11 protein-coding genes and 2 pseudogenes are annotated in these 12,516 nt (G+C 45.3%); 6 read left to right on the forward strand and 7 right to left on the reverse strand.

Annotated elements, in window-relative coordinates; all coding sequences use genetic code 11:
- Window positions 1-6: 6 nt before the first annotated feature.
- Complete coding sequence (locus B1A75_RS15370) at window positions 7-2,451, forward strand: glycosyl hydrolase 53 family protein (RefSeq protein ID WP_079936461.1); 2,445 nt, start codon at window positions 7-9, stop codon at window positions 2,449-2,451.
- A gap of 273 nt (window positions 2,452-2,724) precedes the next feature.
- Here the strand turns inward: B1A75_RS15370 and B1A75_RS15375 are convergent.
- Both B1A75_RS15375 and B1A75_RS15380 read right to left on the reverse strand, forming a co-directional pair.
- Window positions 2,725-2,979 (reverse strand): annotated as a pseudogene (locus tag B1A75_RS15375) (GlsB/YeaQ/YmgE family stress response membrane protein).
- Between the two features lie 337 nt (window positions 2,980-3,316).
- Window positions 3,317-3,631 (reverse strand): hypothetical protein, encoded by a 315-nt coding sequence (locus tag B1A75_RS15380; protein ID WP_042379734.1) that lies wholly within the window; start codon window positions 3,629-3,631, stop codon window positions 3,317-3,319.
- A gap of 354 nt (window positions 3,632-3,985) precedes the next feature.
- On the opposite strand from B1A75_RS15380, the gene B1A75_RS15385 reads away from it, so the two are divergent.
- Entirely contained in the window at window positions 3,986-5,008 is a 1,023-nt protein-coding gene (locus B1A75_RS15385) for a YeiH family protein (RefSeq protein ID WP_062899083.1), read from the forward strand.
- Window positions 5,009-5,055: 47 nt separating this feature from the next.
- Here B1A75_RS15385 and B1A75_RS15390 read toward each other — a convergent pair whose 3' ends face one another.
- The 3 genes from B1A75_RS15390 to B1A75_RS15400 form a co-directional block, all read right to left on the reverse strand.
- Window positions 5,056-5,970, reverse strand: coding sequence for a LysR family transcriptional regulator (locus B1A75_RS15390; RefSeq protein ID WP_047817989.1), 915 nt, complete (start codon window positions 5,968-5,970; stop codon window positions 5,056-5,058).
- 291 nt (window positions 5,971-6,261) lie between these two features.
- Window positions 6,262-6,930, reverse strand: coding sequence for a haloacid dehalogenase type II (locus B1A75_RS15395; RefSeq protein WP_047817990.1), 669 nt, complete (start codon window positions 6,928-6,930; stop codon window positions 6,262-6,264).
- 174 nt (window positions 6,931-7,104) lie between these two features.
- Complete coding sequence (locus B1A75_RS15400; protein ID WP_021321439.1) at window positions 7,105-8,070, reverse strand: multicopper oxidase family protein; 966 nt, start codon at window positions 8,068-8,070, stop codon at window positions 7,105-7,107.
- 228 nt (window positions 8,071-8,298) lie between these two features.
- Between B1A75_RS15400 and B1A75_RS20360 the strand changes: the two genes are divergently transcribed.
- The 4 genes from B1A75_RS20360 (at window position 8,299) to B1A75_RS15415 (ending at window position 10,740) form a co-directional block, all read left to right on the forward strand.
- Window positions 8,299-8,388, forward strand: a complete 90-nt coding sequence (locus B1A75_RS20360) for a helix-turn-helix domain-containing protein (RefSeq protein ID WP_015374211.1) — start codon at window positions 8,299-8,301, stop codon at window positions 8,386-8,388.
- Window positions 8,389-8,759: 371 nt separating this feature from the next.
- Window positions 8,760-9,695, forward strand: coding sequence for a cupredoxin domain-containing protein (locus tag B1A75_RS15410; RefSeq protein WP_062899084.1), 936 nt, complete (start codon window positions 8,760-8,762; stop codon window positions 9,693-9,695).
- A 353-nt stretch (window positions 9,696-10,048) separates the two neighbouring features.
- The gene (locus tag B1A75_RS20575; protein WP_011230394.1) at window positions 10,049-10,177 is read left to right on the forward strand and encodes a hypothetical protein; all 129 of its coding nucleotides are present in this window, start codon (window positions 10,049-10,051) and stop codon (window positions 10,175-10,177) included.
- Between the two features lie 62 nt (window positions 10,178-10,239).
- Window positions 10,240-10,740, forward strand: coding sequence for a QcrA and Rieske domain-containing protein (locus tag B1A75_RS15415; protein ID WP_021321438.1), 501 nt, complete (start codon window positions 10,240-10,242; stop codon window positions 10,738-10,740).
- 60 nt (window positions 10,741-10,800) lie between these two features.
- Here the strand turns inward: B1A75_RS15415 and B1A75_RS15420 are convergent, their stop codons facing one another.
- Both B1A75_RS15420 and B1A75_RS15425 read right to left on the reverse strand, forming a co-directional pair.
- Entirely contained in the window at window positions 10,801-11,871 is a 1,071-nt protein-coding gene (locus B1A75_RS15420; RefSeq protein WP_062898482.1) for a YncE family protein, read from the reverse strand.
- Window positions 11,872-12,288: 417 nt separating this feature from the next.
- A pseudogene (locus B1A75_RS15425) lies at window positions 12,289-12,516 on the reverse strand (UPF0236 family protein); the annotation flags it as partial.

Here is a 12,516-nt window from a genome sequence, read left to right on the forward strand (position 1 = left end):
GAGAGGATGGGAAAACAATTTCTTTTCGTACTAGTCGCGATGATGGTGATGATCATGTCGTTTTCGTCCAATCATATTCATAAAGCAGCGGCTGATTCCTATAATTATTTAATTAACGGGGGATTTGAATCTGATTTTTGGGCTGATGGGTCATGGACAGTCACTACACAGGATTGGAGTTCTGTTGATCTACAGCGTTTTTCTTATTCAAATGATGCATGGATCGTTCCGAATGAAGGAGATAGCGCCTTTAAATACTGGATTCGTGATATAGCGAACGGAAATCAAACATTCACGTTGAAACAAACGATCGGACAGCTGCCGCCAGGGAGTTATGAACTGTCCGTTCAATCGATGGGAGGAGCAGGAGACGAAGCGGGTTATATTCAATTGTTCGCGGGTGATAAGATGGCGGATGCTGTTGTTACAAAAGGATATAATTCTTGGGAGACGGTTAAATTGGAATTCACTCTGGAAGAAGAGGCATCTAACTTTGAAGTCGGTGCAATAGTTACTGGGGAACCAAACGCTTGGGGCTATATGGATCATTTTCAGTTGGTATCGCTGAACAGCGCGGGAGGCAGAGAGATGCCAAAGCCGGTTCCGGCTGATATTTTCGTAAAAAGGGTGGATGGCCTAAGCAAAGAGTTCATTAAAGGGGTGGATGTTTCTAGCATTATCGCACTTGAGGACAGCGGGGTGAAATTTTACAATGCGGCCGGTAAGAAGCAAGATATTTTTAAAACGCTAAAAGAAGCTGGGATCAATTATGTGCGGGTGCGCGTATGGAACGATCCTTATGATGCCAAAGGGCATGGCTATGGAGGCGGGAATAATGATTTGGAAAAGGCCATTGAGATTGGAAAACGGGCTACGGCCAGCGGGATGAAGCTACTAGTGGACTTCCACTATTCCGATTTTTGGGCCGATCCTGCCAAACAACGCCCTCCAAAAGCATGGGCAAAACTCAATTTTGAAGCGAAAAAGAAAGCTTTATACCGATTCACGAAAGAAAGTTTAAAAGCAATGTTGAAAGAAAAGATCCAAGTCGGCATGGTGCAGATTGGAAATGAAACAAACGGGGCTTTTGTCGGTGAAACGGATTGGGCTAAAATATGTGAGTTGTTGAATGCAGGGAGCCGGGCGGTAAGGGAGACGAGTCCGAATATATTGGTGGTGCTGCATTTCACTAATCCCGAAACTCCAGGCAGATATGCATCCATAGCTAAAACGCTTGCTGAACATAAAGTAGATTACGATGTGTTCGCCAGTTCCTATTACCCGTTTTGGCATGGTACTTTAGCCAATTTAACGTCTGTGTTGAAATATGTAGCCAATACTTACCTCAAAAAGGTTATGGTGGCAGAAACATCCTATCCGTATACGACAGAAGATGGAGACGGCCATGAAAATACAGCACCAAAGAGTTCCGGACAAACATTGAACTATCCTATTACCGTTCAAGGACAAGCGAACGCGATTAGAGATGTCATTCAAGCGGTGGCAGCTGTAGGCAAACCGGGGATCGGTGTATTTTATTGGGAACCAGCATGGATTCCTGTCGGGCCTCCTGAGCAACTAAAGCAAAATGAAAAGAAATGGGAAAAATACGGATCTGGTTGGGCGTCTAGTTTTGCAGCTGAATATGACCCTGATGCGGCGATGTGGCATGGGGGAAGTGCCGTAGATAATCAAGCTTTGTTTGATTTTAATGGGCGCCCTTTGCCGTCGTTAAATGTGTTTAAGTATGTGGATACAGGAGCTGTGGCCCCATTAAAAATCGATGAGATCAAAGATATATATATTCGTGCTGCGTTCGGTGAACAGGTTGTTTTGCCTACGACGGTAACTGCCACATATAATGACGGGAGCAAACACCTTGTTTCTGTGAAATGGGACCAAGCCGCGTTGGAACAAGCACTGAGAACCGGCGTCGGAACATATGTGATTCAAGGTGTAGTGGAAGGTGGAGAGACGGTAAAAGCCCATCTTGAAATTACACCGAAAAACTATGTAGTCAATCCGAGCTTCGAGGATCAAGACAGAACGATGTGGAACATCATTTATCGAAACGGCACCTCTCCACATACGGATTATTTGGAGAAAGCTACGGATGCGAAATCAGGAAACTATTCCCTTCACTTCTATTCGAATGAGGCTGTTGATTTCCAAGTAGAACAGACGATTACGGGATTGAAGCCGGGATATTACAATTTATCGATGTTTTTGCAAGCAGGGGATGCCCCGAATGCAGAAATATATTTGTATGCTAAAACAGGAGACAAAGAGTATCGAGCGGCTGCCTCGGTGAACGGATGGTTGAATTGGAGCAGCCCCGAAATCCATGATATTTATATCGCTGACGGAACGGTGACGATTGGTGCGAGCATCAAGGCAAATGGCGGAGCATGGGGGACACTGGACGATTTTCAGTTATACCAAACAAAGTAATTAACGAAGCTTCCGCTGCTTTTCAAGACGGTGAAACAACGGGAAATTTAAGTTGTTTTCTTTCGTTATGAAGATCAACCGGGCGAAAAAAATCGCCCGGTTTTTCTTTGATGAGGTGGAAAATTAATGGACTATGTGCGGCAATCAACATCACGCCTACGCTTTCTGCACACCTTCCTGCCATTCATGAGGGTTATATTGAAATCTAGCATGATCAAGAAGCTGGCTAGCTCCGACCGCTCTTGACCGCAATGCGGGGAAAGTGGAAGCCGTTCACGCCGCCCTATGCCATAGACGAATGACAAAGCTAGCTAGCAAAATCAGAACGACGGAACCGATCAGAGCAGGGATGATGTCAAATCCGCCCACAGTCGGCCCTCAGTTGCCCAATAGCGCTGTGCCAAGCCATGCTCCGATAAACCCGGCGATGATGTTGCCGATGATTCCGCCTGGAATGTCACGTCCTGTCATCAAACCTGCCAACCAACCGATGACGCCCCCGACGATTAAGCTCCAAAGAAACGACATGATGCATTCCTCCCGATGTGTAAAATCTTTTCCTCCTACATTAATTATTATGTGCATCAGAACGAAAGAAATTATGCGATTGATATGTCCATTGCATCGGAGGAAACGATCTTGTCACCATCATGCATGATTGTTTTTAGCATGGTCTATGTTGACCGCGGCTTGCCGCACAGGCGCATGGATCAAATGTTGTTATGATGTCCGTAAATCGTTAGCTTCTTCTCTACCTTTGTGCGCGGCCGGGCAGGAGGGATTTGGTCGGGATCGAAGAAGCCGAGATGCAAAAATCAAAGCCGCGCTTGACTCGAGTCAAACGCGGCTTTCGGATGAAGGAAAACTAGCGAATGAATTCAAGCTGCTTGGCAAGATGGTGGAGTTTTTTCTCATGCTGGATGGTTTTGGACGCGAGGAAATGGACGGTTTCTTGCGTTTCTGTCAGCTCCACGCGCAAGCCGGCGAATTTTTGCTCGAGTCGGTCGAACCGCTCGTTCACCTCGGCGCGAAATTGCTGCATTTCCGCCCTCAGCTGATTAGCAGTGTCTTGGATTTCCGCCCTCAGCTGGCTTCCCATTTCGTCAATTTGGGTGCGGATGTCGCGGGAGAATATTTTCAGCGCCTCAACCACTTCTTTCACAACCGTATCGCGTTCCATGCTTGTTCACCTCCTCTTTTTTGATTATACAACGTGGAGCAGGGAAAGAAAACTATGTTTTGAACAAGCTTTTTCTCCGTTTTCATTTGATTGATCGTTGGCTCGAGTTGCGGCGTCGTGGGTGAGGTTGGAAAGTTCATGTCAATGATCATGGCGGCGTTTTGAGGGAACGGGTGGATCTGCCTCTTCGTTAATCAAAATATTAGTTTCTCGTTTATCACTTTTAGGGATTTATAATAAGTGATTTCTTATTATAAAAATAATAAACTATTATTTTACTTATTGATGGAAGGGACATATGATAAAAACAGTTATGTGATACCAATAGGGGGGATTCGAGTGGAGAATCAAAATATGAATGCTTGGCAATATTCGACTGCCCATGAAAAAAGTAAACGTTTTTGGTTAGGAGGAGTGGCCTTTACGTTTTTGGTGGCCGCCGTTGGAATGGCATTGGCATCCATACCTGGACTGGATCATTTAGGTCCGCTCGCTTGTGCCATTTTGCTTGCTGTGATGTATCGGCAGCTGTTTGGTTATCCAGAAGCGATTCGACCGGGCATCCAATTTGTTTCAAAATATTTGTTGCGATTGGCCATTATGTTATTTGGTCTAAAGTTGAATATGGATGTTTTGATTCATCAAGGATGGGGGCTTGTCATTCGTGATGCGGCGGTCATTGTGTTTGCCATTCTAATGACTATTTGGGTTGGAAACGTGTTGAAAGCAAGTCCTTCTTTATCCTTATTGCTGGGCATTGGAACAGGGGTATGCGGGGCGGCCGCGATTGCCGCCGTTTCTCCCATTTTAAAATCGAACGACGACGAAACGGCTATCTCGGTTGGAATGATTGCACTTGTCGGCACGGTGTTCTCGATCGCGTATACACTGATTCGTCCTGTTTTGCCCATTTCATCTTTACATTACGGTATTTGGAGCGGGATGAGTTTGCATGAAATTGCCCACGTCGCGTTAGCGGGCGCTCCAGCTGGGCAGGATGCATTGGCTATGGCGTTGCTGGCAAAGTTAGGAAGAGTGCTTTGGCTTGTGCCGCTCAGTTTTGCCCTCATTTATTGGAGAAGAAAAAAAGACGATGGCCAGGAGGGGGGAGAAACGAAAGTAGAATTTCCTTGGTTTTTGCTTGGATTTATAATGATGAGTTTACTTGGTAGTTATGTGCTTGGAAACGCCATTCTTGTTTCTCAAAACGTCTTAAGCTATATCTCTTCCTTCACCTCATTTCTTTTGACGGCGGCGATGGTCGGCCTTGGATTGAATGTTGATTTGCGAAAATTGCGGACAAACGGATTGCGTCCTCTTCTTGCCATGTGTATTGTGTCTCTTTTATTGTCTTTTTTATCTTTTTTTATCGCTTAACGTTCAAGGAAAAAGACGGCCCGCAAACGCTGCCGGTCGTCTTTTTATTAGGGAGATGGTGGTTGTGGTGAATGGCTGATTGAAGGTTGGTGAGTACGTACTATGGTTAAAAACACTTCCATGGCTTTTGTATAAAACGGAGTTTTCGGTGTAACGAGAGAAAAGTGGCGAAAAAATGGTTCATCATTGATCGGGATGATTTTTAACGTACCAAATGAAAGTTCTTTTTTTATCGTCCAGAGAGAGAGAAAGGTCAGCCCCAAACCAGCTTCTACCGCTTCTTTAATGAGCTGTGTACTGCCGAATTCCATGATTGAAGACGGAAAGAAGTTGTGTTTGAGAAAAAATTCGTCCGTTGCTTTTCTTGTTCCAGATCCTGTTTCGCGAACAATCCATGTGGCGTTGCGGAGGTCTTCCATCTGCACCGTCTCTTTTTGGGCATACGGATGATGAGCAGAAGCAACGACAACCATTTGATCTTTGGCAAATGGTTCAATATATACATTTTTCGGTTCGATATCCATTTCGATAATCCCCACATCCAGCTGATGGTCGCGCACCATTTCAACAATTTCATTCGAGTTCCCGATCGTGATGGTTGGTTTGATGAGTGGATAGTGTTGATGCAATTTTGCGATCATCTGTGGAAGAACATACTCGCCATACGTGTAGCTGGCCCCAATCGACAGCTCCCCGCTGGCTCGATTCATTAAATCATCAAGCAGTTGATTCATGCGTGTATACAGTCCGAGTATTTCTTTCGCATAGTGATAAACAATTTCGCCGGCTTTATTCAATTTGACGTACTTGTTTGTCCTGTCCAGAAGTTTCGTATCGAATAATCGCTCTAGCGTTTGGATGTGCTGGCTGACAGCAGGCTGTGTCATATGCAGCTCCTCAGCTGCTTTCGTGAAGTTTCCTTTTTCCACTACTTTTACGAACACGTATAGCAACTGATCCAAGGTTGTCCCTCCAAACTTTGTTTGAATATACGCTTAGTTTATCATGCGTTTCGGTTAACGCCAATCGATTAGATGCGGCAACCATCGACTTTTTGGATCAAGTGATCGAACGGTTTGTGCAATGGATTCATACGCATCGCGAACGGTGAGCGCGCCGTTCGGTTTTTCTTTTCAGTGCAAGTGTTATATCTTTCGTAGTTTTGCTATTTTAAAACGCCTGATTGAATACTCGACTGCTGAAGTTCAATGATGTTTGTAGCGAAAGAGCAGTGCGCGAAAGCGACGAAGCATTTACGTTAGATGATCCGCGAGTTCTTCTAAATCATTGACAATGAAATCGGGACGGCTATCTAACTCATCAAACGTTTGATGAAAACGGTTGAGCCAGCAGACTTGAAATCCGAACACTTTCGCCCCTGCTGCATCCCATGAATTGGATGATACAAATAATGTCTCTTCTTTAGGAATGCCCAGTTTGGCCGGCGCCAGTTGATAAACTTCCATGGAAGGTTTAAATGTTTTTCGTTCGTCTACGCTAATCACATAGGAAAAACAATCGCTTAACTCGGCGTTTTGAATTACGGCATGTAACATGTTTGGTGAACCATTTGAAAGGATGGCTAACGTATAAGCACGGCTGAGTTGTTTTAATAAATCCGGAACTTCACGATACGGTTTTAAAGAGAGATACGTGTGGAGAATATCAGTGCGAACGTCCATGGTCGTCTCCAATCCGAGCTGCTTTAAGGCGAATGTTAAAGCGTCTTCAGTGACGCGCCAAAAATCTTCGTATCTTCCCATCAGTGAACGCAACCAAGTATATTCTAACTGTTTTTGCCGCCATATTTCGCTGATCATTCTTCCTTTCGTCGGGAAATACTTCTCGCATTTTTCCACGACTGTGTGTACATCAAACAACGTGCCGTAGGCATCAAATACAATGGCTTTAATCGCAGCCAAATTCGTTTCCCCCCTCTCATTTTGCCAGAAAATTGAAAAACAGGTGTCTGCGTCGAAATGTTTATTGTTCATTTTACTACGTTTTTGCTTTGCAGATCAACGTTGCGCGTTTCGAGTGTTTCACGAAAAGAGAAGAAAAAACGGCAGCGATGCCGTTTTTTCTTGAATGCTCATCTATTTCGCATAGCGGACTATCGTAAGCATGCCGCCCATTCCCTCCATTGCATGTGCGTTCGTTGTATGGTGAGGTTTATGACAGTGAAAGACCCAATTTCCCGGATTGTTGGCCAAAAATTCGATGTTCCATGTTTCTCCTGGCGCTACATTAATCGTGTTTCGTTTTAATCTTGCCATCATAGGAATCGGATTTCCGTCAACCGCGGTGACACTAAACTCATGCCCGTGAAAATGCATCGGATGAGAATCCATACTTAAATTGCCAAGGCGAATACGGACGCGCTCGCCATATCGGACAAATAAAGGAGCGGTATCAGGATAGGCTTTGCCGTTAATTGTGAAAAAATTAAACATCATTGACATTGGATCGATGTCATATATATTTGAAGCCGATCGTTTGGAAGGGTGATCATTCATTGGATGGCTGCTAGTTTGCTGACGCATCTCCATCTGCACAGCCCACTCTTGAAGCAACAGAACATAATCGCGGTCCACAGGTTCTTCGTATATGCCGCGCGAAATAAGCATGCCTGCTAATCCCATTAACTCTTGTTTTGCATCATGGACATGGCTGTGGTACATAAACGTTCCTGACTGTTGGATGCGAAATTCATACGTAAAACTTTCCCCCGGTTGGATAATCGGGCTGCCCCCAGGGCCGGGTACGCCGTCCATTCGGTTGGAAACAATTAATCCGTGCCAATGGACGGATGTCGCTTCTGGCAAACGGTTTTCGACTGTAATTTGAACATAGTCCCCTTGATTGACAAGAATCGTCGGCCCGGGAATACTTCCGTTGTATCCATACCCGCGGATTTTAATTCCGTTTACCAACTCATGCACGACCGGTTCCGCCCGCAAGTGAAATTGTTTTACCCCGTTTTTGAGAACCCGAAATGGCGCATCTTTTACATTGGGCGTGATAATAGGCGTTTGAGGATTTCCCGGCAAGTAACCATGCATTCCCTCTTCCCCCTTTAGAGAAGGTATCACAATTTCATCATATGCTGCGGCATGTGTGGATAGTCGTTTGATCATCCCGAACCGAGAAGACCTCCACTTCCACGCGTGAGCGTCAGTAGGGGATGAATCGGTGTCTTCCCTCATCGATCTTCCTCTTGCATCAAAAGAACAAAAGGTATAAAATGGGCACGAACAGAACAAACGTTCCCTAAAATAGGAGGGAAGGTCATGCATAGAGCCTATCGGTTTCGGTTGGATCCCACCCGAAAACAAGCGGAGCTCATCAACCAAACGATTGGGTGCTGCCGGTTTGTGTAAAGTCTTTTGGCCGAGTGGAATCAAGCGTATGAAACAACAGGGGCGGGGCTTGGCTGCAAAGAGTGTTCCAAAATGAGGGGCTTCGTTTGCTGTCTTTGTAAGGCAGCTGAACCGTGGGACGCACGGGGATGGCTTGGTTGACAGCCTGCCGTGGGGCGGGTGTTCCCAAGAATCTCCCACCTCTAAGCGTAGGTGGGAGAGCGTTCAAGAACAGAATACATGCAGGTGTAATACAAAAAGCTGTAATCGGATGACACGCCCTCTGTTTTCGTTCAAACTCAGCCGGTATGTTCACTGACATGGACTAACCTGTTATTTGCACACATATATGTGTACAAATAAACATTTGCAGGAGGGATCATCCGTTGCCGATGTTATTCACTGGGGGAATCGTGGCGGTTTTGTCTTTCATTGTGATTGCTTTCATCTTTATCAAAAGGAAGAAAATCACATGCATGGCTGGAATGATGGCGGCGATGGCGTTAGGAATGTTGGTTGGGCTGACAGGCGGCCTGCTGGCTGGGATTTCTTACAACGGCAATCTCTTTTTGTCAACCATTTTAGGAATGGCTTTCGGGTTTTTAGCTGGATTTTTAGCTGGGATGCCGATTAGCATCATGGCCATCATCGACGGTGTTTTATCAGGAGTCATGGGCGGCATGATGGGAGCGATGTTAGGAGAAATGATTGCGCCTGAATATCGGGATTCTACGGTTCACATCATGCTTGTTCTATTTGTTGGAATGGCTTGTATTGTTCTATACATGCTTCAACAAGAAACGGGTTTTAACCGTGCGTTTTTGATAAATAAACTATTCCATAACCCGCTATGGTTAGCAATCGTCCTTCCGCTGTTTTTCTATTTGTATAACCATTTATATAATGAATTTTCTCGATCTTCTAATCTTCCGATAACGAATCCGCCTATGAACCATTTTATGGAGGACCACAACCAAACTGCATCTCCGTTAAGCATCGAAACAAAGGGGAAAAAGGTAGTGATTGAAGCGACTGAATTTTATTACTTTCCTGAGAGTTTGCAACTGACTGTAGGACAGCCTGTTACCTTAATTCTGAAAAATAGCGGTCAAATGGAACACGATATCGAATTCGAAAATATGAAGATTTTGTTACAACAGAATGACCATGGAAACCATGCAGAAAATGCGGACATTCATGTTCATTCCTTGCCGGGGAAAACAGCCGAGGTGACGTTCATACCAATCGAAAGCGGTGTGTTTCGATTTTATTGTACGGTTCCAGGGCATAAAGAATCTGGTATGGTTGGATTTGCGAAAGTTTCATAAGATGATGGCTGCCCAGACCTTCTCGGCATTTGTTTTGACCAATAGAAGGCGTGGCGACCAAAAGGGAAATGAACTTTTGTGAAAGCCTTGACAAATATTTGTAGTTTTTTATCAATATTTTCTCCACACTTTTTCTCTATTCTGAAAGTAAAGCAAAAGGGGAGATGATGAAAACGTTGTGGATCAATTTTGGGCTGCATCAAGTGTGAATGGGAGTATTGGCAAATGCTAAAGATGCGGAAAAGGGTGCTTGGAGTTCCAATTAGATTTTTCATTCAAGTCAGGCGAAATTATGACATAAATGGTTAGCGATAGGTGAGAATTATTTTTAGATCATGCAGGAGGTGATGAGGATGATGAGCGGGATGATGAGTGGCTGGGGGATGATGGGGTTTGGCATTCTCGGCTGGTTTCTTAATTTGCTTGCCATTGGATTGGTAGTGTATTTTGCAGTAAAACTCGCATTGCGCGATAAACGCTGATCGATTCGCCTCTTATTTCACGCACCTCCCTACTATTAGAGGAGGCAAGGAGGGGAAATCTTATGTTGAATCGACGAGAGTTTCTTAGCAGGTCGTTAAAGGGGGCGGCTGGACTGCTGGCTGTTTCGGTATTGCCTGCAGGACTGGCTGCCTGCAGCAACGATAAGAAAACGGTCAATACAAGTTCAATGGCCAATCTCGGTCCTCTAAGCGAATTAGAAAAGGGAGAATTCCCTAAAAAGGTGCCGTATAAAGTCACCATAAAAGATGCATGGACCAAACAGGAAAGGGAAGGGTTTGTCTACATTAACAAAAATGAAGATGGTTCTTTACTCATTATGTCCCCGATTTGCACCCATCTAGGGTGTACCGTTGGAGATGCTGAGGAGAACATGCAGAAAACAGGCATCCGCTTTTTATGTCCGTGCCACGCGGGGCAATATGACGAATACGGTATCAATGTAGGGGGGCCACCGCCAAGACCGTTAGATACATTTGACGCTTATATTCAAGATGGCAATGTGTATATTGCCGTACTGAGCCCGAGGAAAAGGGAAAAATGAAAATCCGTTATTCCGCAGAAAAAACAGCAGGCTGGAACGTCCAACCTGCTGCTTTTTCCTTTACGGCATGATGCTGATCCCGTTGGGCATTTCGCCTACTTGAACCGTTTGGATTGCTTTGTTTTGTTCTTGATCAATGACGCTCACGGTGTTGTCGAACATATTCGTAACGAAAACATACTTGCCATCCGGGCTTGTGACGACCCCATGCGCTCCGTTTCCTGTTTCAATTGTGGCCACGACTTGTTTCGTTTTTAAGTTTATCTTGCTTACAGAATGAGAGGGCGCCTCTTTCGTCCCTTGATTGGCGACATAAGCAAACGTATCGTCAGGGGACACGTACACTTGGGCTGGCCCTTGCCCGACAGGGACTTTTTCCACTTTCCCGCTTGTTACGTCAACAATGGCCAAGGCATTTTCGGTATTCAACGTTACGACTAACGTTTTGCCGTCCGAAGTAATGCCGGTTGTGACAGGGATGGATCCGACTGTGATTTTCTTTTCTTCTTTCATTGTTTGCAAGTTGAGAACACTGACGCTGTCTTCCCCCATGTTGGCGACGTACGCGTATTGGCTGTCTTTGGAAATGCGAAGCCCGTGCGGGCCTTTTCCGGTTGGAATGGTTTCAATGACTGAATAGCTCGCCAGATCAATAACGGAAACGTTATTGTCTTCATTATTGGTCACAAGGGCGTATTTGCCGTTTTCAGTAAACACGATATGGGCGGGATGGTGCCCCACTTCCACTTTTTTGATTAATTCATTCGTTTCCGTATCATAAAACAACGCCATTCCTTTCATATCCATCGACTGATCATGCCCGTGGTGCATGGCCGGAACTAACGTAGCGCCGAGAATAGCTCCGTCGGGGGAAACTTGGACGTTGTGGACAGCGCCGTCGACTTTGATCGTTCCGACCACTTTGTTTGTTTCCGCATCAATTTTTGAAATGCTTCCGCCTTCGTTGGCAGTAAAGTAGAATTTGTTCGTTTCTTGTGTTTGTTCAGAGGCGGCTGGCTGCCCATTTTTCTCTGGTTCGGTTTTGTCTTGAGGGGAATTGGTTGCGCACCCCCCGAGAACAAACGCCAACATCGCCAATAACGATAACCATACAATCGCGGTTTTGCGCATGAGCGGTTTCCTCCTTTTGCTTTAGGTTGAGTCTACCGACATGATATTGGCAAATGGGGGAGGTTGCTGTGATTAATTTCACAATAGCAATAAAATATCTTCAAATCGTTACAGGCGTGTTGATTATCCAATAAAATACAAAGGGTATAGAAAAAAGAGCACCTTTCCTGTAGAATGTGAGTAGCGACACAAACAAACCCAGGAGGTGCTCTCTATGAACAAGCATACCACACTCCCGAATTTGATGCAAAAACTTGTTTCGGATGGAGTCAGTCAAGACTTTGTGGAGAACATTTTTTCGGTTCACTACGGGTGTTGTCAATCACTAGTTAGCGAACCATTTTCAGGAATTGATATCGTAAGCGCTTTCGGACTCTCATCCCTCATCTTGAGGTGATGATATTGTATTCCATTTTTTTACACCCAACCAAAATCCCGAAGCGCCGACAACGCTCGATGGATCGGCGTCCCGGATGACCGCTGCAGACACGGTAGATTCTGACGCACCACATCTGCCCACAACCGTCCTGCCTTCCGTTTGGCCTGTTCAACCCGCTTGGACTTCGTCGAGGCCGAGGCTGCCGTTCGGGTCTCTTCTTCCTCCACCAACTGCCCATTTCTCCGCCAAATCCCGTCGATTCGGGC

Origin of the sequence: Geobacillus sp. LEMMY01, assembly GCF_002042905.1 — a bacterium.
Lineage (GTDB): Bacteria > Bacillota > Bacilli > Bacillales > Anoxybacillaceae > Geobacillus > Geobacillus proteiniphilus.